At 41.3% G+C, this 26,333-nt stretch carries 20 protein-coding genes, 4 pseudogenes and 1 riboswitch; of the genes and pseudogenes, 14 read left to right on the forward strand and 10 right to left on the reverse strand.

What is annotated here, in order from left to right:
* Window positions 1-8 precede the first annotated feature (8 nt).
* The 3 genes and pseudogenes from PCORN_RS13400 to thiT all read right to left on the reverse strand — a co-directional run bounded on the left by PCORN_RS13400 (window position 9) and on the right by thiT (window position 3,414).
* Window positions 9-662, reverse strand: coding sequence for an ABC transporter permease (locus tag PCORN_RS13400; RefSeq protein WP_036081602.1), 654 nt, complete (start codon window positions 660-662; stop codon window positions 9-11).
* 18 nt (window positions 663-680) lie between these two features.
* Window positions 681-1,866, reverse strand: a pseudogene (locus PCORN_RS13405) (betaine/proline/choline family ABC transporter ATP-binding protein).
* Between the two features lie 987 nt (window positions 1,867-2,853).
* Window positions 2,854-3,414 (reverse strand): energy-coupled thiamine transporter ThiT, encoded by a 561-nt coding sequence (gene thiT / locus PCORN_RS13410; RefSeq protein ID WP_036081605.1) that lies wholly within the window; start codon window positions 3,412-3,414, stop codon window positions 2,854-2,856.
* A gap of 79 nt (window positions 3,415-3,493) precedes the next feature.
* Window positions 3,494-3,597, reverse strand: a riboswitch (TPP riboswitch).
* Window positions 3,598-4,092: 495 nt separating this feature from the next.
* Between thiT and PCORN_RS13415 the strand changes: the two genes are divergently transcribed.
* Complete coding sequence (locus PCORN_RS13415) at window positions 4,093-5,694, forward strand: ABC-F family ATP-binding cassette domain-containing protein (RefSeq protein WP_036081609.1); 1,602 nt, start codon at window positions 4,093-4,095, stop codon at window positions 5,692-5,694.
* Between the two features lie 104 nt (window positions 5,695-5,798).
* Here the strand turns inward: PCORN_RS13415 and PCORN_RS13420 are convergent, their stop codons facing one another.
* From PCORN_RS13420 to PCORN_RS13440, 5 genes and pseudogenes are all read right to left on the reverse strand, one after another.
* The gene (locus PCORN_RS13420; RefSeq protein WP_036081612.1) at window positions 5,799-6,449 is read right to left on the reverse strand and encodes a DUF4352 domain-containing protein; all 651 of its coding nucleotides are present in this window, start codon (window positions 6,447-6,449) and stop codon (window positions 5,799-5,801) included.
* 878 nt (window positions 6,450-7,327) lie between these two features.
* Entirely contained in the window at window positions 7,328-8,974 is a 1,647-nt protein-coding gene (locus tag PCORN_RS13425) for a ribonuclease J (RefSeq protein ID WP_036081615.1), read from the reverse strand.
* Between the two features lie 43 nt (window positions 8,975-9,017).
* Window positions 9,018-9,901, reverse strand: a pseudogene (gene dapA / locus PCORN_RS13430) (4-hydroxy-tetrahydrodipicolinate synthase).
* 4 nt (window positions 9,902-9,905) lie between these two features.
* A complete protein-coding gene (gene dapG / locus PCORN_RS13435; protein WP_036081617.1) occupies window positions 9,906-11,129 on the reverse strand; it encodes an aspartate kinase in 1,224 nt (407 codons plus the stop codon).
* A gap of 28 nt (window positions 11,130-11,157) precedes the next feature.
* A complete protein-coding gene (locus tag PCORN_RS13440; RefSeq protein WP_036081620.1) occupies window positions 11,158-12,198 on the reverse strand; it encodes an aspartate-semialdehyde dehydrogenase in 1,041 nt (346 codons plus the stop codon).
* Window positions 12,199-12,662: 464 nt separating this feature from the next.
* Between PCORN_RS13440 and PCORN_RS20475 the strand changes: the two genes are divergently transcribed.
* From PCORN_RS20475 to PCORN_RS13480, 10 genes are all read left to right on the forward strand, one after another.
* Window positions 12,663-13,739, forward strand: a complete 1,077-nt coding sequence (locus PCORN_RS20475) for a peptidoglycan-binding protein (protein WP_051999484.1) — start codon at window positions 12,663-12,665, stop codon at window positions 13,737-13,739.
* Between the two features lies 1 nt (window position 13,740).
* The gene (locus PCORN_RS20480; RefSeq protein ID WP_241433198.1) at window positions 13,741-14,583 is read left to right on the forward strand and encodes a glycoside hydrolase domain-containing protein; all 843 of its coding nucleotides are present in this window, start codon (window positions 13,741-13,743) and stop codon (window positions 14,581-14,583) included.
* Window positions 14,513-14,860 (forward strand): hypothetical protein, encoded by a 348-nt coding sequence (locus tag PCORN_RS20485; protein ID WP_051999486.1) that lies wholly within the window; start codon window positions 14,513-14,515, stop codon window positions 14,858-14,860. Before PCORN_RS20480 ends, PCORN_RS20485 begins: the two co-directional genes overlap by 71 nt.
* Window positions 14,861-14,926: 66 nt before the next feature.
* On the forward strand, window positions 14,927-15,358 hold the full coding sequence (locus tag PCORN_RS13450; RefSeq protein WP_036081623.1) for a hypothetical protein: 432 nt from the start codon (window positions 14,927-14,929) through the stop codon (window positions 15,356-15,358).
* A gap of 215 nt (window positions 15,359-15,573) precedes the next feature.
* Window positions 15,574-15,936 carry a hypothetical protein gene (locus PCORN_RS13455; RefSeq protein WP_036081626.1) on the forward strand — a complete coding sequence of 121 codons (363 nt, stop codon included), beginning with the start codon at window positions 15,574-15,576 and terminating at the stop codon, window positions 15,934-15,936.
* Between the two features lie 221 nt (window positions 15,937-16,157).
* Complete coding sequence (locus PCORN_RS13460) at window positions 16,158-16,382, forward strand: hypothetical protein (protein WP_149024364.1); 225 nt, start codon at window positions 16,158-16,160, stop codon at window positions 16,380-16,382.
* Between the two features lie 36 nt (window positions 16,383-16,418).
* Entirely contained in the window at window positions 16,419-16,925 is a 507-nt protein-coding gene (locus tag PCORN_RS13465; RefSeq protein WP_036081631.1) for a hypothetical protein, read from the forward strand.
* Window positions 16,912-17,352, forward strand: a complete 441-nt coding sequence (locus PCORN_RS13470) for a hypothetical protein (RefSeq protein ID WP_036081634.1) — start codon at window positions 16,912-16,914, stop codon at window positions 17,350-17,352. Before PCORN_RS13465 ends, PCORN_RS13470 begins: the two co-directional genes overlap by 14 nt.
* Window positions 17,353-17,509: 157 nt before the next feature.
* The gene (locus PCORN_RS13475) at window positions 17,510-17,905 is read left to right on the forward strand and encodes a hypothetical protein (RefSeq protein ID WP_036081637.1); all 396 of its coding nucleotides are present in this window, start codon (window positions 17,510-17,512) and stop codon (window positions 17,903-17,905) included.
* Window positions 17,906-18,201: 296 nt separating this feature from the next.
* Window positions 18,202-18,597, forward strand: coding sequence for a hypothetical protein (locus PCORN_RS13480; protein ID WP_036081639.1), 396 nt, complete (start codon window positions 18,202-18,204; stop codon window positions 18,595-18,597).
* 95 nt (window positions 18,598-18,692) lie between these two features.
* Here PCORN_RS13480 and PCORN_RS13485 read toward each other — a convergent pair.
* Together PCORN_RS13485 and PCORN_RS13490 are read right to left on the reverse strand one after the other, a co-directional pair.
* Window positions 18,693-20,855, reverse strand: a pseudogene (locus tag PCORN_RS13485) (peptidoglycan D,D-transpeptidase FtsI family protein).
* Window positions 20,856-21,217: 362 nt separating this feature from the next.
* The gene (locus PCORN_RS13490; protein WP_036081641.1) at window positions 21,218-21,826 is read right to left on the reverse strand and encodes a superoxide dismutase; all 609 of its coding nucleotides are present in this window, start codon (window positions 21,824-21,826) and stop codon (window positions 21,218-21,220) included.
* Window positions 21,827-22,145: 319 nt separating this feature from the next.
* On the opposite strand from PCORN_RS13490, the pseudogene PCORN_RS13495 reads away from it, so the two are divergent.
* The 3 genes and pseudogenes from PCORN_RS13495 (at window position 22,146) to PCORN_RS13505 (ending at window position 26,322) form a co-directional block, all read left to right on the forward strand.
* Window positions 22,146-22,935 (forward strand): annotated as a pseudogene (locus PCORN_RS13495) (DUF1189 domain-containing protein).
* A gap of 257 nt (window positions 22,936-23,192) precedes the next feature.
* Window positions 23,193-24,305 (forward strand): flavodoxin-dependent (E)-4-hydroxy-3-methylbut-2-enyl-diphosphate synthase, encoded by a 1,113-nt coding sequence (ispG, locus tag PCORN_RS13500; protein ID WP_036081643.1) that lies wholly within the window; start codon window positions 23,193-23,195, stop codon window positions 24,303-24,305.
* A gap of 475 nt (window positions 24,306-24,780) precedes the next feature.
* Window positions 24,781-26,322: a glycine betaine uptake BCCT transporter gene (locus PCORN_RS13505; protein WP_036081645.1), complete on the forward strand. Its 1,542-nt coding sequence runs from the start codon at window positions 24,781-24,783 to the stop codon at window positions 26,320-26,322.
* Window positions 26,323-26,333 lie beyond the last annotated feature (11 nt).

A 26,333-nucleotide genomic window follows, 5' to 3' on the forward strand; every position in this document is an offset into this window, starting at 1 on the left:
GTCCCTCCTTACATATTCTCTTTCGCCGCACGAATTGCTTTTGGTGTAATTCGAACTTCTAATTTGCCTAGGAAAAATTCGACTAATAGCGCCAAAATCGTAACTGGAATCGCACCGCCGAGAATTAAATCTGGACGATATAAGTTCAATCCGTTAAAGATAAAGTCACCGAGTCCGCCTGCACCAATGTATGAGGCAAGTGTTGCCCAAGCAATGATGTATACAGCGGATAAACGAATGCCGGCCATAATTACAGAAATCGAGTTAGGAAGTTCGATATTTTTGACGAGCTGCCAAGATGTCATCCCCATTCCACGTCCCGATTCGATCAAGTTTTTATCAACGCCACGAACACCGATAAACGTGTTTCGCATAATTGGCAACACCGAATAGATAAATAACGCTACAATCGCTGGTATTTTACCAACGCCTAGGATTGGAATAATAAAAGCCAAGATTGCAAGCGACGGCACTGTTTGTAAAACACTAACAATCCCAATCACAAAATTAGCGATTTTTGGTGAGCGTGTTAGCAGAATGCCCACCGGTACAGCCACAACAATCCCTAATATTACCGCGGATAGCGAAATATAGAGATGTTCCCACGTTTTTACTAGCAGGTCATGGCCGTTGTCTTGGAAAAATTGCATTATCGCGTCCATTAAAAATAACCTCCTATTTTATTCGTGCACTTCTTCTTTTTCAAGCTCTTTCGCCACTTCAGCATGTTCCGTCGCAGCTTCTTCTAAATCGCCCCAAATGGAATCATAAACAATATCCACAAGGCTCGCGCGCGTCACAATCCCAACTAAGCGGTTTTTCTCATCCACCACAGGGACATACTTGAACCCTCGTTTTAAAATACGTTGCATCGTATCGCGCAATAATGCATCTTTGCGCACATAAAATACATTCTTATCTAAAATATCAACAACCGATGTCGCAGTCCGGCGATTATGCTCGATGGCTTCTACATCAATAATCCCTTTCAACACGTTCTGATCATCCGTCACAAGCAACGTATCAACACGGCGTTCCTTCATCAATTGAATCGCGGCTTGAAGTGATTTATCCGCCGTAATTGAAACTGGCGTATTATTCATGATTTGCTCCACATTCGTCACATTTGGACGCGCCTCAATTAAGCGATCCTTCCCAATGAAATCTTCCACAAATTTATCAGCCGGATTTCGCAAAATCTCATCTGGCGTATCGAACTGAACGATTTCTCCACCTCGCATAATCACAATCCGGTCCGCAAGTTTGATAGCCTCATCCATATCATGCGTAACGAAAATAATCGTCTTTCCTAGTTCCCGTTGCAGATTCTTGAATTCCTCTTGCAACGAATCACGCGTAATTGGATCCAGCGCACCAAAAGGCTCATCCATCAAAATCAAATTCTGTTCCGCAGCCAGCGCACGAAGCACACCAATCCGTTGCTGTTGTCCGCCACTTAACTCATACGGATAACGATCTAAGTACTCTTCAGGCAAATCGACCAATTTAATCAATTCCAGCGCCCGTTCATTTTTCTTCTCTTCCGACCATTTCAAAAGTTTCGGAACAAGTACGATATTTTCACGAATCGTCATATGCGGCATCAGCCCGATTTGCTGAATCACATACCCAATCGACCGACGCAATTTCACCGGATCTTCCTTCATAATATCCTTGTCGTTAATAAAAATTTGGCCATTTGTCGGCTCAATTAAGCGGTTTATCATCTTCATCGTTGTTGTCTTCCCGCAACCACTTGGCCCGATAAAACAAATAAATTCGCCACGATCAATATCTAAGTTCAGATCATTGACCGCCGTTTTACCGCCCTTGTAAATTTTTTGAAACATGCTCAAATCTTAGCAATTTAGACACCTCCGAGTTTAATTAGCTAGCATATCGCTAGTATGAAAGCTTTGAATCAACGAACCCATCGACCCACGACGTATGTATTCCCACCTCTGCCAATAACGAAACACTTCATAGAACAAAAAAATACGATGGAAAAACGTATCAGTAAAAAGAAATAAAAGCTGGGAATTAGCACTTCTCAGCTTTTAACTGGTTGTATACTTAGAACACAGTTATAGCGAGTAAGAAATCAAAACGTTGATTCTATTCCAAATAACACAGCCCTTTCTAAACACCATTATAGCGTAACCAAAATCAAAAAGCGAACACTGTCGCCTCATATGTGCCCATTCAGACAGAAAAAAGCTCCACCAAATGCACTACTCATAGGCACTTAGGGAACTTTTGAAATTTCTTAAAAAAAAGAGGATTTGCGTGTGAAATTGGAGGCTTATTATTCGGATACGGGTATGAATTTGAATGCCCAAAATCGAAAAAATCAGCATAATACCCTAGAATAATAGACGCAGAAAGCTTGCTATATATGGTATAATAAATAAGCCGTCTGCCTCTAGGACGAGTATGACACCTAGAGAAGGAAGGTAGTATTATGGTCATTGTTCCCGCAATCATTGCACTTTTCAACAACTGGTTAGACTTTCGGCGCAAGAGAAAAAGCAGACGGTGAATCTAACAAAAGAAGCCTCTATCTCTGGCAGGAGATAGAGGCTTCACTTTTAGGTAGTACTATGATCATCTTTTTCCTATCTCCATCATAACACGGAAAAGAATCATCGTACACTATTTTTACTAAAATCGATGTGTGCGTTTCAATCTAGTATCCATTTTCCTTAGGATAGCATATCAGAGCACCGAAAATCACAGCGCTAACCAAGTTTACTAAATGTCGCACAGGAGCAATTTTCGCAAAACCGACTGGCACAGCTATAATAACTTCCTACAAAAGAAGTCGCAATAAGTACCGCTTGTATAAAGCCGTCCTTACTTAGGTAGAAACAGTTTCGGTGAGATTTTCATAAGAACGGAAACAATGATTCCTGCCACAATAATCGTTGCGATACAGCTCACACCATTCATCACGAGCGAAAACAATTGCGCAGACCAGCCTTTGAAAGCATAAGCGCCCCAAAACAAGACACCCGCAAGATAATGCCAGAAATACCGCGCCACGCCGCCAATAACCATCGTTCCCCAAGCCCAGCCAATTGCTTTGCCTAACTTCTCTTCTTTTAAATAACCACGAACTTGTACCGCAAAAACACCAGCAAAAGCAATGAAAGCAAATGCTACAATATATTCCAGAAATCCTTGTAACGGACTCAAAATATAGGCCTTTCCTGTCACGAAATGAAGCAACCCCCACAATAATCCAGAAAAACCAGCAGCCCAAAAGCCACGTCTAATCGCAATGATATACATCGGAATCATACCCAGAGATATCGAAAAAGATGATCCAATATCAAGCGGAATAAAACTGAGAACCATTGCTAGTGCTGCAAATATAGCACATTCTAACATCGTCAACAATCGCGTATTACGCATAAAAAATACCCCTCTCTTTTTTTGGTAAAAAACGTACCGCAGAAGAAAGGAGTCATATCGTCAAGTTATGTATCAGATACCACTTCATTCGCCACAATCCCTACGCTCGTATTAACGAACAGGTTCAAAGGGTCAGATCTCAAAAAAGATCAATCTCAGCTAAAAGCCCCCCCTGTGGTAACGTCTCAAAATAGTTGCTTACTCTATATAAACTGGCGACAAGCGCTCGCATCCAGCCGGTTCGGCGGACTTCCGGTTCTGCTACGCAATACTTGCTACGCTTAACTTCTTGCATGGTCGAGGAAACTACCCTCTCCCTGCTTTCAGTCATCACATACACCAGTATGCGCAGCTCTCCGGCTTCCACCGAACCGGCTGGATACAAACGCTTTCGCTCAGTTTGTGTAAAGCGAAGTTTGCACCTATCCAAAAAGAAAGGTTACAAATCCATCATTAAAAGAGTTGAACAACTATCGAATATCCAAATAACCCCACCTTAAGTTTGTAATCTCGGCGACTTATTTGTTTATCTGATTTTTATTATAACAGCATTTTTTAGAAAGTCCAGTTCCCTGCTCTTTCAATGCGTGCTTATTCATGATAGAATAGAAGTAATTGCGTTTTTGGCATTCAATATGAAAATTTCAGTTGAAAACGCGCGAATTTGGGAGGACGAAAATGTTAACTGTAAATAATGTATCTTTACGTTTTGGCGATAAAAAATTATTTGAAGATGTTTCGATTAAATTCACACCTGGGAACTGTTATGGCTTGATTGGCGCGAACGGCGCTGGTAAATCCACTTTCCTAAAAGTACTTTCTGGTGAGCTTGATTCACAAAGTGGTAATGTGCATATCCCAGCTGGTGAGCGCTTAACTGTACTGAGACAAGATCATTTCCAATATGATGATGAAGAAGTTCTAAAAACGGTTATTCGTGGACATGAGACATTGTTCAAAATCATGGAAGAAAAAGATGCGGTTTATGCAAAGGAAGATTTTAGTGATGCTGACGGTATTCGTGCAGCAGAACTAGAAGGCGAATTTGCAGAGCTTAACGGTTGGGACGCGGAACCCGAGGCTGCTGTTTTGCTTAGCGGTCTTGGTATTGCGACAGAATTGCACGGAAAACTAATGAAAGAACTTACAGGTGGTGATAAAGTCAAAGTTTTACTGGCGCAAGCATTATTCGGTAAACCTGATATTTTACTTCTGGATGAGCCTACCAATCACCTGGACATCAAAGCAATCCATTGGTTAGAAGAATTCTTGATCAACTTTCAAAATACTGTTATCGTGGTTTCCCATGATCGTCATTTCTTAAATAAAGTATGTACACATATTGCCGATCTTGATTTCAGCAAAATTAAACTTTACGTTGGTAACTATGATTTCTGGTATGAATCTAGCCAACTTGCACAATCTATGATGGGCGACCGCAACAAGAAGAAAGAAGAAAAAATCAAAGAATTGGAAGCTTTTGTCGCACGTTTCTCGGCCAACGCTTCGAAATCAAAACAAGCGACCAGCCGTAAGAAAATGCTTGAAAAAATCACGCTTGAAGATATCCAACCTTCTAGTCGTCGTTATCCATTCGTACAATTCCATCCTGAGCGCGAAGTTGGGAACGATTTACTGACTGTAACCAACCTTTCCAAAACAATTGATGGCGTTAAAGTGCTTGATAACGTAAGCTTTATCATCAATCGTAACGATAAAGTTGCCCTTGTTGGTGACGATGAAGTTGCAAAAACAGTATTTTTCCAAATCCTTGCTGGCGAAATGGAACCAGATGAAGGCGAATATAAATGGGGCGTAACAACAACCCAAAGCTATTTCCCGAAAGATAACTCCGAGTTCTTTGAAGAAAACGATATGAATCTTGTGGAATGGTTACGTCAATACTCCCCGCAAGACGATAGCGAGGCATTTTTGCGCGGTTTCTTAGGTCGTATGCTATTTAGTGGCGATGAAGTATTGAAGAAAGTACGTGTGCTTTCCGGTGGTGAGAAAGTTCGTTGTATCCTTTCGAAAAACATGCTTTCTGGTGCGAACGTTCTATTGATGGACGAACCTACCAACCATTTAGACTTAGAATCGATTACCGCATTAAATAACGGTATGATCCAATTTAAAGGTGCGATGATTTTCGCATCACATGATCACCAGTTCTTACAAAGTGTCGCGACTCGTATCGTCAACCTTTCGAAAGATCAGTTCTACAATAAAGAAATTTCATATGATGAGTATCTCGCTGAAGCATTGAATGTGACAGAGTAAGATACTAAAAAGCAGTAGAATCGCCTCAAATTTGGCATTTCTACTGCTTTTTTTTGTAATTTTTACTCCTTTTATTTCGAACAGTCTCAACAAAGCGCTATTTGTTATTTCTTCAAATTAATTCGTCCTGTATCACTTTTGAGTAACTTATCCTTGTTGTATGTCGACCATGAAAATTGGAACCATTCGATGTCTGATACTTTGTCCAGTTTATCTAGTGGAAACACGATGGTGCCCTTAATTGTAGCTCCTGGCTTCATTTTGCCATCGATAAGATCTGATAGAATGATATCAGCTGCTAATTGTTGTCCATTGACTGTCGTTAACTCGCCTTGTAACGGATAGCTTAGCAGTTCATTTTTTGTGTTGTTTTTGATTTCAATAGCGATTGTTAATGTTCCTGGCATATCCTTATCTTCCATTGTGGAGTGGACGACTTTTTTCTCGACGGCGACCGTTGAAATTTTCTTGTCCATGCCGTCAGCGTTGTTGTGCCAGTTCACGTTGTAGGTTTCTTTTCCTTCTGATTTCGTATTGCCAGTCTTGCTGTCAGAGGAATAACTTGCGACTTGTTGCTGCAACTTATTATAGTTGCCGAATGAGATAAATACGCCGATAATAGAGGCGATAATAATAAGACTCGCGCCACTCACGACGTAAATTCCAATTTTGCGTTTAGATTGGGTGAACAGCATGATAAGTCCAACGATGAACGCTAGAAATGCAAACCCCAGTAATGTAAACCAAATGGCCATGTTTTAACTCTCCTTGCTTGATTTGTTATTATTGTACTATAACATATGTTGAGGCACTTATAAAGCGTCTTTTGCTGCATTAGAGCCTCAATATGTATGCAAGCGTAGCGAGCAGGTAATCCTTTCAGCGGTTCTTATAAAGCATCTTCCGCCAATAATTAGTCTTCGCCGAATTTTATCCATGGAAAACGTCGCTTTGGCTCCTTTAAAATTGGAGTTAAAGCGACGTTTTTTTTGATATGTTGTGGCTCTTATGAGGCATCCCTTGCCGATTTAGAGCCTCAATATGCATGAGAGCGCAGCGAGCATGTAATCCACCAGTGGCTCTTATACACCAAGCTCTGAACCATCACAACTCAAATATTGAAACTCCATGTTTTAAAGCATCTAATCATGCGCTGCGTCATGTTTGGCGCCTCCGATCTACCTCAAGAGCCTGACTAATAATAATTCAGTATTTATTCCCAACCTAGCAATCACGGTTGCGGGAACGCTCCGATTTTTGACGTATCATCGGTTCCAGATCTAGCTTTGTTGCGGTTCTTAGAAAGCGTCGTTTGCTTTGTTAGAACCTCAATATGCAGTTGAATGTAATGAAACTGCCTTCCTTGCGCCGCGTCATGACCGCGCCTTCGGATCCAGCTTCAAGAGCCAGCCTCTCGGAAATTTCGTGGCCTCCGCAAAAGTCAAAAGAGGGCTTTTACTGCGCCCTCTAACAATTTCTGTCGAGTCTAACGGGCTCTTTCAGCTTCTCTCTAGATCCAGCTTCAACGGCCAACTCCTCGAAAACTTCACGCCCTCCACAAAAACCAAGTGCGGGTTTTTACTGCGGCCGCTCCAGTTTTTTTTGGAGCTGAACGGGCCGTTTCAGCTTTTCGTTATACCTCCATTATAATCGGCAGTATCATCGGTCTGCGTTTCGTTTGTTCGAACAGGTAGCGGTTTAGTTGGTCGCGGATGTCTTGTTTTAACTTCGCCCATTCAAATTCTTTGTCTTGTAGGTTTTTCTCGACGATTTTTGTCACTACTTCGGAAGATTTCTCAAGCAAATGTTCGGATTCGCGAACGTAGATGAAACCGCGTGAGATAATTTCTGGTCCGGAGATGATCGCTTTGGATTTGCGGTTCAATGTGACAACCACGATGAAAATGCCGTCTTCTGATAGCAATTTGCGATCGCGTAACACAATGTTACCGACGTCTCCTACGCCAAGTCCATCGATTAGTGTATTACCTGCAAACACGCGATTTCCAGCGGTCATACGGCCATTTTTGTACTCGATAACTTCACCTTTTCCAGCTACGAATACGTTTGATTTTGGTATGCCGACTTGGTATGCTAATTTCGCGTGAGCCACCAACATGCGGTATTCACCGTGAACTGGGATGAAGTATTTTGGTTTCATTAAGTTTAGCATTAGTTTTAAATCGTCTTGGCTACCGTGACCGGATACGAACAAATCGCGGTTCATCGTTAGTACGGTTGCATCTGCTTTGTACAGCATATCAATCGTTTTCGACAAAATGGTTTCTGATGATGGTGATGGCGTTGTTGTAATGTAGATTGTATCGCCTTTTTCGACGTTTACTTTTGGATGCTTGCCTTGTGTCATCAATTGTAGTGATTGGATTGGTTCGCCGAGATTACCTGTTTCTATGATAACTAACCTGTCCTGTGGTAATTTCTTCGCTTCTTTTAATGGAATAACCAGATCTTCGCTTTGTAATTGGATTTTGTTTAATCGCACGGAGATGTCAAAAACGCGTTCTAGTTCTTTCCCTACGATCGCTACTTTACGGTTTGTTGCAAATGATGCATCCAGGACTTGCTGTAAACGAACCAAGTTAGATGCAACACACGCTACGATAACACGACCTGGTGCGGAATGGAAAGCATGGCGAATTTCTTCATCGATAAGGCTATCACTGGACGTAGCGCCTGCATGCTCCGCTTCTGAACTATCAGATAGTAGAACAAGTACGCCTTTTTCACCGATTTCAGCAATGCGACCTAGGCTTGTTTCATAGCCTAATTTTGCGGATTGGTCGAATTTGAAATCGCCTGTGTAGACAATCGCGCCTTCGCTTGTATTTAACACAATCCCCACGGAATCAGGAATCGAGTGCGTTGTACGGAAAAATTCTGCATCCACATTTGGGAACGATAATTTCGTTTTCTCATCAACAATATGGAAGTCGTTGAAGCGAACTTTCTTATGTTCTTTTAAAGCCGCCTTAACGAGTGCAATAGTCAGTTCCGTGCCGTAAACTGGTGCTTTAATTTTGGCAAGAATATACGGCAAGGCTCCGATTGCGTCTTCATGACCGTGCGTTAGGAAAATAGCCTCGATCCGTTCTTGATTGTCCTCTAAGTATTTAATATCTGGAATAACGACGTCGATGCCTAATAATTCGTCTTCTGGGAACATCAGACCTGCATCCATAATATAAATAGATTCATCCACTTCAGCTACGTATAAATTCTTTCCACTTTCGTCAACACCGCCAAGTGGGATAATTTTAATGTGTTTTGCTTTTTTTAATTGTCAAAGTTATTCCTCCTTCCTCTTATTTCAAATAATTTTTAAATACTGTTTCGATAGTTTTTATCTCTGTTTCTGTTAACGGCGCGAGTGGCAAGCGTAAATGCCCAACGTCAACGCCGAGTTTGTTAACCATATGTTTCACAGGCGCTGGATTTGGCGCGATGAATAACGTATTCATTAACGGTACGAGTTTGCCATGAATTTCTGCGGCTTTTTTTTGTATCGCCTTCATCAAAAGCGCGAAGCATCGTCTGCATTTCAGGCCCGATAATGTGGCTCGCAACCGAGATAACACCTTTTCCACCAAGCGCATAAATCGGCAAAGTGAAACTATCATCCCCACTGTACACCGCAAAATCATCGCCCGTTTCTGCAATAATTTTCGTGATATTATCAAAATTACCGCTGGATTCTTTGACCGCTACAATGTTCTCGATTTTGGACAGCTCGATAATCGTTTCTGGCTCAATATTCACAATCGAACGGCTCGGAATATTATAAATGATAACCGGTAACGTCGTCGCCTCCGCAATTGCTGCAAAATGGGCGTAAAGACCAGCTTGATTTGGCTTATTATAGTACGGCGCCACGATCAAAACCGCGTCAATCCCACCGATTTCTTCCACTTCTTTCGTGAAGGCAATCGTTTCCGCCGTGTTATTCGAACCCGTCCCAGCAATGATTTTCGCGCGACCTTGGTTTGTTTCCACGACTTGTTTGAACAACTTGATTTTTTCTTCATGCGAAATCGTTGGGGATTCCCCCGTCGTTCCTGCTACCACAAGCCCATCCGACCCGTTTTCAATGAGGTGGTTGACTAAACGATGAATCCTTTTTTTTACACACTTTATCTTTCTCGGAATTGTACGGCGTCACCATTGCTGTCACTACTTTTCCAAAATCCATTATGTTATTCCTCCTCCAACTCATTTTCAATGCAAAATTCGTCATGAAGTGCGTTCACTGCGGCGATTAAATCCGTTTCTTCGACTAGAATCCAAACCGTGGTATGACTATCTGCAGACTGCAAAATGGTGATGTTTTTCGCGGATAAAGCGGACACTATTTTGGCGGTAACTCCTGGAACACCAGCGATGCCGGCGCCAACGATGGAAACTTTCGCGCAATTCTCGGTCGTTTCTGCCACGTAGGATGCTTCTTTTAAAAGTGTCAACACGTGCTCGCGCTTTCGTTCTGGCACGGTGAACACGATCTCGTTTGTCGATATATTGATAAAATCTAAACTAATACTTGCCTCAGCTAAAATGGCGAAGGCTTTCTGCTGGGTATGCACGCTATCCGTTTTGACACGAAGTTGCGTCAAGTTCGTCACATGCGCGATGCCTGTAACAAGGCGTTCTTTCACGTCAAAACGACCGCTGACCTCGGTTTGCGATGTGACCAGCGTACCTTCACCCTTCAAATAGGTCGAGCGAATGCGAAGCGGAATCTTAGCTTGCATCGCAATTTCAACAGCACGCGGATGAATCACTTTGGCGCCTTGATAAGCCATGTTGCTCACTTCATTGTAGCTGACAGTCGGCAACGAACGCGCATTTTTCACGATTCGCGGATCAGCCGTGTACATGCCATCGACGTCCGTAAAAATATCGATTCGTTCAGCGGCGAGTGCGACGCCAAGCGCTGCGGCAGAAGTATCGCTCCCACCACGACCAAGCGTTGTAACATCACCATTTGGCGCGCTTCCTTGGAAACCAGCCACGACGACAATATCCACCGTTTCCAAGGTTTCACGTAAACGCGTCACGTCAACCTCGGAAATTTTGCCCGCCGTGTATTCACCAGATGTTCGGATACCTGCTTGCGCGCCTGAGAACGCCGTCGCCTTAATGTCGGCTTCTAAAAGCATATTCGTGAACACCGCGGTAGAAATCGTTTCGCCGACAGAAAGCAACATATCTTGCTCTCGTAACGACAAACGCGTTTCCTTCGCGCCAATGAGCTCTAGCAGCGTATCCGTCGCATATGGATCACCTAACCTGCCAATCGCCGAAACAACGACGACCACTTTATAGCCTTGATCGATCGAATTCTGTAAATGATTAAATGCAAGCTGGCGGGACTCCTCGTTCTGAACGGAAGTCCCACCAAATTTTTGCACGATAATTTTCATTCGCTACACCTCAATTATTTCGCGTTTTTCAGATGATTTCTTGTTCGATTAAAGATTCAGCAATTTGAATCGAATTCCAAGCGGCACCTTTTAACAAATTGTCCGATACAATCCACATGTGGAACCCTTTCGAATCGTCTAAGTCGTGACGAACACGCCCCACGAAAACCTCTTTTTTGCCAGCCGAACTCGCTGCATGTGGGTAAACTTGGTTCGCTGTATCATCTTCCAAAACAACCCCAGGAGCGTTGCGCAGAAGCTCTTGAATTTCCGAAACCTTCACATTATCTTGCTCCACTTCAATATAAACAGACTCCGAATGGCCCGTAATAACCGGAATACGCACACACGTTGCCGCCACTTTCATCGATGCATCACTCATGATTTTCTTCGTTTCATTGACCATCTTCATCTCTTCGTATGTATAGTCATTATCCGTGAAAACATCAATTTGTGGTAACGCATTAAACGCGATTTGGAAATGTTTCTTGTCACCTTTCACCGGCATCACAGCAGGCGTAAAATCTTCCCCACTTAAAATGGCTTGGGACTGCGTTTGCAACTCCTCAATCGCTTGAATACCAGAACCAGAAACGGCTTGATATGTTGAAACTATAATCCGGTTTAGACCATAAGCCGCACGAATCGGTTGAAGCGCCGCGACCATTTGAATCGTCGAACAGTTCGGGTTCGCAATAATGCCTTTATGATCACGCAAAGCCTCAGGATTCACCTCAGGAACAACAAGTGGCACATCAGGATGCATCCGGAACGCACTCGTATTATCGATTACGATCGCGCCATGGGCCACAGCATCTTTGGCAAAACGCTCAGAAATAGAACCGCCAGCACTAAACAAAGCGATATCCACACCCGCAAAACTCTCAGGCGTCGCTTCCTTAATCACGATTTCCTCCCCGCGGAACGTCAATTTTTTACCAGCAGAACGCGCCGAAGATAAAAACGAAACTTCCTTTATCGGAAACGTCACATCTTCCAGTAATTGAATCATTTGAGTCCCAACAGCGCCAGTCGCACCAACAACGGCTACGTGATAATTTTTTGTCATTCTATTTCCCCCTTGGATTAGCTATATTTTGTCGAAAAAAATTGGGCACGTTGAGTCTTACTAAAATCTAGAATGAATCGCAATGCCAATTATTTTTCGAGTAAGACGTAGTCTCTGCTTTACGCAAAATCGAGCGAAAGCGTTTGTATTCAAGAGATTCGGTGGAAACCGGAAGCGGAGCGTACTCGTGCACATGAGAACCGGAAGTCTGCCGAATCTCTTGAATGCGAGCGCTTGTCGCCGATTTACTTTGAATATCCTTCCTACTCTGTTTTTCACATTTAACTTATCATACCATAATATCCGCTAATTATCAGGTTTTTGCACGGGATTTTGAGGAGAAATTGAAAAATTTTATCCTAGCTGAAAACCTGTTTGCATTTTTTCTGCATTTCCCGCATGATTTTTCATTATAAAATAGTTCTTGTAAGACAAACATAAATAGAGAATTGGAGTTGGCAACAATGGATGAAATGGTAAAAACAGTACAGAGTTGGTTGAACAAAACGTATCAAAGTTATGTCGCAAAAGGCGATTATCAAACGATTCCTGAGAACGGGAAAACAGGATGGACGACGGTGTATGCGTTAACGCGCGCCCTTCAAATCGAACTTGGCATCTCACCTACCGCGGATAATTTCGGGCCGGGAACAGAGAAAGCGTTCAAGCCGCTGACAATCGGAGCAAGCGACGCCAAACCGAGCAATATCAACTATATTTTACAAGGCGCATTCTACTGCAAAGGCTATAGCCCCGGTGGTTTCACTGGAACGTTCGGTGGACAAACGCAAATCGCCGTTAAAATGTTCCAAAAAGACGCTGGACTCGCGACGCAAGATGGTGTCGTATCGACGATCATTATGAAATCTCTACTTAACATGAGCGCGTTCCAGACGGTAAGTGGTGGCAATTTCGCCGTTCGGACGGTTCAGCAAAATCTAAATCGGGATTACAGCGCTTGGATTGGTACACTCGTTCCGTGCGATGGTTTATACGGTCGTGACACAAATACCACGCTGATTTACGCCCTTCAAAAAGAAGAAGGCATGGCGCGCACGACGGCGAACGGCAATTTTGGGCCAGGGACGACGACAAATCTGACAAACCTGATTCCTACCTTCCCATCGAACAAGGCACTCGTTCTACTTTTGCAATACAGTCTCGCATGCAACGGCCTGCCGATCAATCAGTTTAGTGGCACATACGACGCAGAAACGACGAATCTGGTGAAGCGCTATCAAGAATTTATGAAAATGAGTATCACGACCGGCGCGATTAATATGGGTACGTTCAAAGCGCTGCTATCAAGTGCTGGCGATACGAACCGAAGCGCGACCGCCTGTGATACTTCTTACGTCCTGAATACCGACCAAATCGATACCTTATGGAATGCCGGTTACCGCTACGTTGGCCGCTATTTAACAGGAAATGTCATTCGCGGCGGTGCTCGAGTTCCGAAAGCGATGAACCCGACAGAAATCGCGGCAATCCTAAAAAAAAGGTCTAAAAATCTTCCCAATCTACCAAGACGGCGGCTATGAAATTCCATATTTCGAGGTCCCACTTCAAGGCATTAGTGATGGATATAAAGCCATTGATGCCGCATACAATCTTGGTTTTCCAGCAGGAACAACGATTTATTTCGCGGTCGACCTCGACGCCTACGACTATCAAATTACAGATTTAATCATGCCCTACTTCCAAAACCTACGCGCCGCATTCAAGCAAAATCAAGATTTGCGTTCCTACCAAATCGGCGTTTACGGTGCCCGCAATGTGTGTAGCCGCCTGAAAAATGCTGGTCTCGTAGATAACGTTTTTGTCGCTAATATGTCCACCGGATTCAGCGGCAACCTTGGCTTCCCGATGCCTGACAACTGGGCATTCGACCAATATTTCGAAATGTCGATCGGCACAGGAAACGGGAAATTAGACATCGATAAAGTGACCTATTCCGGCGCAGATAAGGGCGTTTCAACCGTGACCCCGCCACCAGTGAGCGACACACCGAATTCCGCAGCGATTAACCGAGCACGTATACTTCGGATTCGTGATATTTTATACGGAAATTCGAGTTTAGCCGCATTGGTTGATGATAAAGTCACCTTTGATTTGGAACTTGAAAAAGCGAATGTCCGCGTTATTTCACCAAATCTTAGCGTCCTGTTTACAACAAGTGCCAAACTAACAAATCCTGGTGATGGTGACACAACAATCACAGTGAAAGACGGAAAAATCAATGCGTCATTTGAAGAAGAACTAGCCAATTGGACAGGAACCCTCTCAACAGAGGATGCAGCCAACACAAAAAAAAGTGGTTGCCGATTTAGCCGCAAAAATCGTTGTTGGAAATATCATCGTAAAGTGGCTACCAGTTGCGGATAAACTAACCATCACACTCACGGCGAATGTACCTGAAATTGAAGTGACAGATAAATATAAAACAAGCGCTTCGATGAAAGTGACATTCATATTCGATAATAAAAATAACGAACTAGATTCACAAATGCAAACTGTTGGTGTCTATGCTTTTGGTGGAGCTATAGTACTTGGAGCAGTAGCATGTATCATTGGAGCACTTGGTATAGAAATTCTCATCGGGGCAGCATCATTACTTTTAATTGGTATTAAAAGTGTTTTAGATAAAGTAACACACAAATAGTATTCAAAACTCTGCATCTGTTATATAATGGGTGTAGAGTTTATTTTATATTTGGAGGTCGACCACTTGATAATTACAAAAAAAGACTTAGAACCATTTTCCAAAATCATTTCAACCGTCATGGAACAAGCTGATGATATCACAGTATTAAATGCAACCTTAGACTCTCTGACACTAGAAGAATTAGAACGAACCAAAGCCTACTTTTCTGGAACAGGTAAAAGGACTTCATTTCAACAACTACGAACGATAGTCATTGGCTCTTTTATCGCAGGCATGATGATTTTTCTTCTCAATATGTTTCAAGATTATTTCTTTGTAGCGGTTATTGCAGTTGCATTCTTACTGATTTGCGTTATCGAATTGGTTCGACCATTATTTACATCTCCTGTTAGACCTAACTTAGCTCTAGCCTATGTCCGGGGGAAATATGATCGTGTTGTTAACCTCATTGATATTATCTTAGCCGAACGTTATGCAGAAGTACGAAAAAAATAGTCTGAAATCTGGATTTAACTACACAAACTAGGAGGTACATACATAAAAACACCAAAAGCAGAATTAGATAACCTCTCAAAGCTTTTAACCGGTTGAATCGAACAAGCATACAATAAAGATTTTCTAGACAAATCATCTACTAAATCATACTATGAAATCTACATCTGTTGTATAATGGGTGTAGATTTTTTTAATGTACATAAGGAGGTAGCATTTTGGAGACATCTAAACTTGAGTTAACTAAACTCGCACAACTAATTACTTCTCTTGAAACTGATACATCAGATACGGAAACAATGCTTTATAATCTGAACCAGTTAAGTACTGAGGAACTAGAGAGTGTGCAATCATATTTTTCAGGAAGTGGCATTCGAACCTTTTCAAAAACCTTTCTGCAAATTTCTATGGCTTCGTTCATTTCTGGCATGACCGTTTTCTTTTTCATAAAATTCCAAGCAGAATTGCTAGTTTTTTTTCCTTGGAATCGCTTATTTATTAGCATGTATCTTAATTTTCTTCCGCTCTACTTTAAAAGCGCCAACAAAGTCCTTTCTAGAAATCGCAATGAACAGAGGTAAGTACGATCGAATTATCAGCTTGACGGCCATTATTTTAGATGAACGATATAGAAGAGATTTTCAAAATGCGTTAAAAACCCCTTCTAATTTTGAAGAAAATTAATTAAGCATATTATCAACAAATACTATAATTGTGATGTAGTTTTACAACAGGAGGTCGACCACTTGATAATTACAAAAAAAGACTTAGAACAATAATTATTGGTTCTTTTATAGCAGGTATGATGATTTTTATTCTCAACATGTTTCAAGAATATTTCTTTGTAGCTGTTATTGCGCTTATGTTCCTTCTAGCTTGTGTCATTGAATTATTCAGAACAGCCCTCACTTTTCCAGTTAAGACTAGCGTAGCATTAGCTTATACCCGAGGTAAATATGATCGTGTTGTTAGCCTCATTGATATTATCTTAGCTGAACGTTACGCAGAAGTACGAAAAATAGTATGAAATCTTGATTTTTTATACACCCCAGGAGGTACATAAATGAAAGCATCCAAAACCGAATTAGATAATTTCACAAAGCTTTTAGTTGGTTTAATCGAACAAGCAGATAATGTCGAAGCTATCTGCTATGCACTAAACAGACTCACTCTAACAGAACTAGAAAAAGTTAAAACCTATTTTTCAGGAAGTGGTACGCGAGTCGTATTCATTAGACAAAGTGAGATTATCATAGGAACCTTTGTCTCCGGCATGATGATTTTTATTTATAATATGTACCAAACTAATTTTTTCATGTCCACCTTTTTGGAACTTTTATTTGTATATTGTCTATTAAGCATTATTCGTTTATTTTTTGCCAGAAAACCCATCCATCAGCATGTAAAACTTGCCTATAATCGAGCTAAATTCGATCGTATTGTTTCGCTCGCTGATATCATTCTAAACAGCCGCTATGAAAAGGAATTGCAAAATACCGTAGATAAATTCGCCTCTACTGACAACTTAGAAAGAAAATCACAGGAGGCGCATTTTCTTGAAAATATCTAAATCAGAACATATGAAATTTTCTCAGCTATTTTCTACTATTGAAAAGCATGCAGATGACGAGAATATGTTAAACCAAGCCCTAAAAGAAATTCCGCTAGAAGATTTGGAGCATCTAAAAGCATATCTTTCTGGTACAATGTCTCTCACACCCTATTCGCATATTAAGTCAATTTTTATGTATTCGTTTGTGGGAATGTCTGTCATCTATCTTATATTCTTATACCAAACAAATACTTTGCTTTCCTTTACGGCAATCATCTTACTCTTAGTAGTCGAATTTAGACTCTTTCAAGTTGCTTATAGTTCACCAATTCATACACACGTGGTATTAGCCCACCGTAGACAAAAATACGATCGAATTGTCCAAGTCATCGAGACCATTCTGAAAAAACGTTACCTAAAAGAATTAAAAAAATGCTGTCATTGATTTCTAAATTAAAGCATCGTAAAGCGCTAGTATATCAGCGTTTCACGATGCTTTTTTGCGGTTTAAAATAAAAATAAAGATGGGCGATTTCAGACAGGTTTGGACGTGAAATCCGTTGTATAATGAACCTATATTAAAGATGAATGGAGGTCATAATATGACAACAGCAACTAAAACTATGCCGAAAGAAATTTATCGTTATATCGAGCATGAGCTTATCAATTATCCCCGAATGATAGAACGTATCAATGAGTTAACACAATACTTACAGCACGAGAAAAATCCACAATCCCCTTCTTATAATACGCTTCATCTCGACATTAGAATTGAAAGGCTTTCAACCGTAGTGCGATGTATAGAAAATGTCATGCGTAATCTGAACTCGCTCGGTGATCCATACCAAGAATTCATTAAACTACGATATTGGCGCACCAACTCCAACACAACAATGGAAGGCATCGCACAAAAAATCCACGTAAGCCGTCGAACTGCATATAACATGCAAAACCGTATTATTCAGATGGTTGCGAGTGAATTAGGTGAGTGGAATTAACCTTATTTAGTATAAACAATGAATAATTTCAAACAATTATGCAAAAAAAATTAAAAAATGGCAAATTAGCCAAGTAAAGTTAGTTTGTATCAGAATTGGGAATAAAAAATATCCCATACATGCGATTATAACAAATTCATCCATATTATCCTTGGAAATAACGTGGGTCTTATATAGATTATAGTTGTAATTATCACCAATTAACAGTATGATATGTATAGTTCTATTTGCTATATACATATTTATATTGTTGATTAGGGAGTAGTTCAAAAAAAAGAATGATGGGAGAGAATGTAATGAGTTTTAGAAAAAGAGTTTTACCATTTTTGTTGATTGTAGGGTTGGTATTTGCGGGGGTATTAGGGGTTTCATCGACGAAAGCGTTTGCTATGAATTCGAAAGGATCATCTCAAGTAGCTTTTCACACAGACGCTAATACCTATTCCAAAAATGCAACTACAATTGATGTGATTGGAGTTAGTCCTAATTCAAATGCAATTTCTGTAGAGCTGTATAAGAAAGGTGATTCGAAATTTTATAAATCTATCAATGTTTATAAACGTGGACCATATAGAGTTTCCTTTTCCCTGAAAGGATTAAAAGCTGGTCAATATGATGTATGGGTAAATGGTGGATGGGGCTCAGTGCCATACAGAGCTGTACTGCAGCATTATCTAACGGTACAACGTTAAAATAAAGAGATCGCAAATCCAGTACTGGATTTGCGATCTCTTTATTTCTTATAACAATATTATTAATACTTTTATAATTTATGTTTGACAAGTTATTAATCATTTAATTTAGATTGCGCAGCTGCCGCAGCTGCTTTATTATTAATTGGTTGATCCACTTTTGAAGAATCTTTACCAGCTTCTGCTCTTGCCTTTTTCAAATCATAGTAAGCTTCAAATATTTCCTCAGAAATTTTCATGTTAACCTTAGGATCTGTACTTCCATTATCTCTGTATCCCCAGGGAACTACAACAGCGATTGAAATCTCTGGTTTCTCAGCTGGGGCGTAACCAACAAATGTTGTATTCCAAACGCCAGCCATTGCATTTCCTTTTTTAGGGCCATCATAAAAGGCTTGAGCTGTACCTGTTTTACCCGCAACTTCAACGGGAACATCTTTAAAATATTTATTACCCGTACCATTTCCGCCATGAGTAACTTCATAAAAACCTTTTTGAACCTCTTTAATCGCTGACGTTGGGGCACCAACTTGATTTAAGATTTTTGGTTCGATTTCTGTTGCTACCTTTCCAACAGTATCTCCATTTGTACTTGGATCACGAATTTCTTTTAACATCGTTGGCTCAACTCGAGAACCTCCATTTGCAATTGTTGCTCCATATTGAGCTAATTGTAATGGTGTATATGAGTCATACTGACCAATAGAAAAATCGAGAATTTTACCCATCGTCTTGTCATCACCCTTAAAGCCCACTTGTTCTCCTGGAAGGTCAATACCGGTCTTAACTCCTAATCCAAACTGATTATAATAATATCTCATTTTGTCAAACGTTTCTGGTGAAGCTCGGAATGGACCATTGTAAACATATTTTGCCCCAGCCATCTTCATCGATGTCTGGTACATGTAGGAATTAGATGATATTTCCAAAGCTCCAATAGGATCCAGTGACAATGAGCGTTCACCGTTACGGTTAAACCATGAACTTTTTTTTATCCGTGCCCTTAAATACAATTGGCTTATCTACAAAAACCGTATCCTCCGTAATAGCTCCGTCCATTATTCCACCTAATACAGTCGCACCTTTTACAGCAGATCCCATATTGTAAGCTGAGGTAAAGTTGCCAAGTGAATAATCTTCATACTCACCCTTATCATTAATCAGCAGCCCAGATAATGCCAATACTTGCCCAGTATAAGGATCCATCGCTACCGCAAACGCTCGGTCAAACAAATCAGAACTTCCAGCAGCCTTACCAATCTGCATATTCTTCTTCAATATCTCTTCAATCTTCTTCTGCAACTCAACATCCACAGACAAGACTAAATCCTTACCTTTAGAACCTTCATATTTCTCAACCGTCTCAATAATATTCCCGCTACTATCCAGAACACTATTCGACTTCGATTTCTGTCCGGCTAATACAGATTCATACTGCGCTTCTAAATAACTCCGGCCAACGCGGTCATTCCGGCTGTAGCCTTGTGCTAAGTAATAATCCACTTTGTCACTCGGAATCCCTTGTTTCTCCGTTGATACACTGCCTAAAATCGAACGCAATGTTTCGTCATACGTATAAAAACGATTCCAGTCTGTTGTCGTATCAACGCCTGGCAAGCTTTCTAAATTCTCACTTACCTTCGCGATTTCCTCATCCGTCACGCCTTTACTCTTAAGCGCTACTTGCGACAACGCATAACCTGCCGTCATCTTTTTGTAAATCGTCGCGATACGCTTGTCTTCATCGGTCAAGCTAGCCAAATCATCTTTCGTCACGCCTGCAATTTGTTTCTTGTATACTTTTCCGCCGTCCAAAGTTTGGTCAGCCTTGCTAAGACGTGCGATGGATTCTTTCTGATGTGTCAAAATCCAATAATCTTGCAAATCACGCTCCGTCAATTTCTCCGGCGTAATCGCGACCAATTTATCCAATTTCTTCGCCACAGCAATCATGTCTGTTGCCTGCGTTTTCTGACTACGCGTATATGTGATTGATTTCACCGCAGAATTCCCCACTAACAGGTTATAATTCCGGTCGTAAATAACACCACGTGGCACGTTTTTCGTTACACTGACATCATCCGTTTCCTCCAATTGACGCTTATACGTTTCCCCTTGAACGATTTGAACCACACCTAGCGCAAAATCAAGGCCGAGAATAATATAAAAATCACGAAAAATAGGATGTTCAAGCGCAGTGGAATCACTTGCCTTTTCTTCTTCGGTTTGTCGGTCTTCTTGATAAATCTATTTTTCACGTGTCACAATCCTTCCTTTTTCAGCACTCATCTACTTCTATTGTATCTGAATTTTGGCGAGATTACCACTAGAGTTTGATGAGAAAATCATTAAGAAAAGTTAAAGGCATCTTTAGATTTGTAATTCCATGCAGAAATAGTATAAGACAATACTCTAAGCACGCAAAAAAAACGCCTAGCCCATCATTGGGTAAGACGAAGATTATGCTTTAAACAAATTGAGCGAAAGCGTTTGTATTCGGGGAATTTGGTGGAAGCCGGAAGCGGAGTGTACGACTTGTACATGAGAACCGGAAGTCCGCAAAATTCCTTGAATGCGAGCGCTTGTCGCCAATTTATTTAGATTATAGACAAGTTCAAATTTATTTTGCTGCGTCGAAGTTCTCGCCAGCTTTGTTCCAGTCTACTACGTTCCAGAAAGTTTCGATGTATTTTGGACGTAAGTTTTGGAATTTCAAGTAGTATGCGTGCTCCCAAACGTCAAGACCGATAACTGGTGTGTAGCCTTCTGTTAACGGTGAATCTTGATTTGGAGTAGAGATGATAGACAATTTGCCATCTTTCACTACTAGCCACGCCCAACCAGAACCGAAACGTGCAACGCCTGAATCAGCGAATTTCGTTTTGAATTCATCGAAGCTACCAAAAGTTGCGTTGATTGCATCTGCTAAAGCGCCAGATGGTTCGCCGCCACCTTGTGGGCTAAGAATTTCCCAGAAAAATGTGTGGTTCGCATGTCCGCCGCCGTTGTTACGAACAGCAGTACGGATGTTTTCAGGAACACTATTTAAATCAGCAACCAAGTCCTCGATAGATTTAGCAGCTAAATCGTCATGTCCTTTTAATGCATCATTTAATTTCGTTACGTACGTTTGATGATGTTTCGAATAGTGAATCTCCATTGTTTCTTTATCAAAATTCGGCTCCAAAGCATCGTATGTGTAAGCTAATTTAGGTAATTCATATGTCATAATAAAAACTCCTCCTTGATATATCTTTATTTGAAAAAAACTCAGGGATAACGCGACCCGCGAATTTTCCCTACGTCTATAAGGTTATCACTAGAAAGGGAGCGTTGCAATTTAAATGCTTACTTGAAAGCTGAGCGGGCTCTAAAAAGCAACATCCTTTTTTCATAGGAGGTGACACGGCTGACGTAACTACTAACCGCATCTTTTCCTACCCTTGCAATCCTGCCAATTTCAAGCTATTATAAAGAAAGCAAATCCCAACTAAGATTTACGTTTTCTACTATATAAATAAACCAAGAATGAGGTGCATCACAACCAAATGAATATTTTCAAACGTTTTGCAAAAAAGTATCTACTCCCCAGAGGATATCGCAACATTTCGAGCGGATAAAATATGGAAATCGATTCTTTACATAATTCTCATTTCGATTCTGATTTTTTTACCAATCGGCTACCACACAGCGACTGCCGCAAATGATGCCATGAAAGTTGGCGCAGATACGATTAAAAATGATATTCCTGATTTCACCGTGGAAGATGGAAAACTCGTTTCTGATGCTGACAAACCAATCACCATCGACCAAGGTAGCGTCTTTTTCGTCTTCGATTCGACGGATAGCCTGACCACAGACCAAGTCGATAATCAACTCGGTTCTGCGGACAGCGCCATCGCTTTTTTATCGGATAAAATTTATATTAAAGCGCCTGGTGTGGATCAATCGGTAAGCTATGCGACTGCGGGAATTAAATCCAAAGATGATTTGGTGAGTTTCTACCAGTCAATGGAAGACTTGTCAAAATACTTTATCCCGATTTTACTCGGTATCATTTTAATCGCGATGATTCTTGTTTCCTTCTTCAAAGTCGCGCTCTATGCCCTATTTGGATATATTATGAGCGGGTTTGGTCGCATGGGAATCAGCTATTTCAACAACTGGAATATCGCGGCATACAGTATGACGCTCGCAGCTGTGTTCACGATGATTATGTACTGGTTCCAAATCGCGGTTCCTTACCTTTCCACCATCAACATGGCCGTCAGCTTCTTCATTATTTTCCTAGTGATTCGGCAAATTCCACCTACAGATCAAAAACAACCTATCAAATAATTCAATCGGAAAAGACTGTATCTTGCGCAATATTTATGCGACTGGATATAGTCTTTCCATTTGATATGGTGTACAATAATTGGTGTTAAAACTTCCTTTTTTAGCCTTTTCAAATTCTTATAACAGTGACACAATGCCGTTTTCTCACCAATTTCTAATAAACAAGATGGATGATTTTTCACACGAATAGTGGTATGATTAGTAATGCATTAATAATAACAAATCCTGCACGTAAGGATTATAAGGAGCGAATCGCTTTGACAGAAAGAACACATAGATCAAATACCCGGCCCGTAAAGGTTGGTAATTTGACCATAGGCGGTAGTAATGAGTTATTTATCCAGAGTATGGCCACAACGAAAACGCATGATGTAGAGGCAACGGTTGCTGAAATCCATCGTCTCGAAGAAGCTGGGTGCCAAATTGTTCGTGTCGCCGTCCCTGATGAGCGCGCGGCGGATGCCCTTGCAGAAATAAAAAGCAGAATTTCGATTCCACTCGTAGCTGATATTCATTTCGATTATCGCTTAGCTTTAAAAGCAATCGAGGCTGGTGTCGATAAAATCCGGATTAATCCCGGTAATATCGGCCGTCGTGATCGTGTTGTTAAAGTCGTGAACGCGGCAAAAGCAAAAGGAATTCCGATTCGTATCGGGGTCAACGCTGGTAGTCTCGAGAAGAAATTCATCGAGAAATACGGCTATCCTACGGCAGAAGGTATGGTAGAAAGTGCGCTAGATCATATCAAAATTCTAGAAGACCTCGATTTCCATGATATCATCGTATCCCTTAAAGCATCCGATGTGAACTTGGCAATCGAAGCCTACGATTTAGCTTCTAAAGCGTTCGATTATCCGCTACATTTAGGAATCACAGAATCAGGTACACAGTTCGCCGGAGGTATCAAAAGTGCCGTCGGTCTTGGTGCGATTCTTAGCAAGGGCATCGGAAATACGCTTCGTGTTTCCCTTTCTGCCGATCCTGTAGAGGAAATTAAAGTAGCGCGTGAGGTGTTGAAATCATTCGGTCTTTCATCCAATGCTGCGACACTTATCTCGTGTCCAACATGTGGTCGTATCGAAATCGACCTAATCAGCATCGCGAATGAAGTAGAAGAATACATTTCCACAATCAAAGCGCCGTTAAAAGTTGCCGTGCTTGGTTGCGCCGTAAACGGTCCTGGTGAAGCTCGTGAAGCCGATATCGGAATCGCCGGTGCTCGTGGTGAAGGACTTCTCTTCCGTCACGGTAAAATCGTTCGTAAAGTTCCCGAAGAAACAATGGTGGAAGAACTGAAGAAAGAAATCGATATTCTAGCTGAGGAATATTTCGCTAAAAAAGCAGCGGAAGAAGCCGAAGCTGCAAAATAATCCAAAAAAAACGTCGATGCCAATTGTTGCGCATCGACGTTTTTTCTTTTATTCTATTTCCTACCTGATTTCAGCTTTTTGAAAATAAAGTATTTCAATGTCCACGATGCAGCGACCAATAAAATCAAACAGAATAACTGTAACTCAAAAGTGAATTTTATCCAAATTTTAAAAGAGATTAAAACAACGACAATAATGAATCCTACCAGAAAGCTGTTTTCTTTCTTCATGCTTTTCCCCTCCAGATACTGCCTAATAGATGCGTGTTATACCATTATGTAACTTTATCCTATATCTGATAATTCAAACATCGAATGCTAGCCTATTGTAGCTCATTTGCTTTCACCGCCAATCTTTGTTACCATAGTTAAGGTCAACTAATATACAAACCCGAATGGAGCTATTTCACCGTTTCATTCTTGTTTATTTGCTAGATTCTACACAGAAACTTATCTAGCAATGAAAGTGAGGAATTATGGGAACAAAAAAGGAAACTTCGCACAAAATTACAAATGTATTTTGGATCACGCTGGCCATCACGCTTGTCTTCGTTACAATCGGCATGCTAACGCCAAAAGGTCTAGCTAGCGTAACCGCGAACATTCAAAATTTTATTACAACAACATTTGGCTGGTACTACTTAATTTTCGTTTCAGTCATCGTGATTTTCTGCTTTTACTTGATTTTTAGTCCGATTGGATCGATCAAACTCGGTAAAGCGGGAGAAAAACCAAAATATTCAACTATTTCTTGGTTCGGTATGCTGTTCAGCGCTGGAATGGGCGTTGGGCTCGTATTCTGGGGCGCGACGGAGCCGTTATCTCATTATGCGATTTCGAGTCCTGAAGCTGCACCTGGAACAAATCAAGCGTTAATGGACGCGCTCCGTTTTTCCTTTTTCCATTGGGGAATTCATGCTTGGGCGATCTACGCTTTCGTTGGGCTGACGCTTGCCTACTTCCAATTTAGACATGACAAGCCAGGACTTATTAGCGCAACGCTTGACCCGCTTCTTGGAAAATGGATGAAGCCTTCCGTCCGCGTGACGATTGATGTTATTGCCGTATTCGCGACGATTGTCGGTGTTGCGACAACGCTTGGCTTTGGTGCGACGCAAATCAATGGCGGTTTGTCCTTCTTATTTGACATTCCCGTTAGTTTTAAAGTTCAGATTATCATTATTGCCATCGTTACCGTCCTGTTTTTGACTTCTGCCATGAGTGGGCTTGGTCGCGGTATGAAGTGGCTCAGCAACACGAATATGGTGTTGGCCGTCCTTCTGATGATTATCGTTATTGTCGTTGGCCCGACCTTGTTGACGCTAAATATGATGACCGACGCTACCGGCGCTTATATGCAAAATTTTATCGGTATGAGCTTCCGGACTTCACCGGTTGATGCGGCGGGTCGTGAGTGGATTAATAGCTGGACTATTTTCTACTGGGCTTGGTTTATTTCTTGGTCACCGTTTGTCGGTATTTTTATCGCGCGTGTTTCCAAAGGTCGCCGAATCCGTGAATTTTTAGCTGGTGTTATCCTGTTGCCGACGCTACTTAGTATTGTCTGGTTCGCTGTTTTTGGAACAGCATCTACGTCCGTTCAACGCGCTGGCTTTGACTTAACGCAACTGAAAACCGAAGAAGTCCTGTTTGGTACTTTCAACCACATGCCGCTGGGATCGCTACTTTCTGTCATCGCGATTTTCTTGATTGGCGTATTTTTCATTACATCTGCTGACTCGGCCACGTATGTGCTTGGTATGCAAACGATGAACGGCGTGATGAACCCTGCGAATCGTGTCAAATTTATTTGGGGCATTATTCAGTCGCTCATTGCTTCGATTCTACTTTTCAGTGGTGGTTTAGAAGGCTTGCAAAATATGCTAATCATCGTCGCCCTACCGTTTTCGTTTATTATGCTTTTGATGATGCTCTCGCTGTCCAAAGCATTGCGAAAAGAACGGCGCGACCTTGGCCTTTATATCAAACCAAAATCCTTGCGCAAGTCAAATTCTTAGAGGTATGATGG

This window comes from Listeria cornellensis FSL F6-0969 (genome assembly GCF_000525855.1).
Lineage (GTDB): Bacteria > Bacillota > Bacilli > Lactobacillales > Listeriaceae > Listeria_A > Listeria_A cornellensis.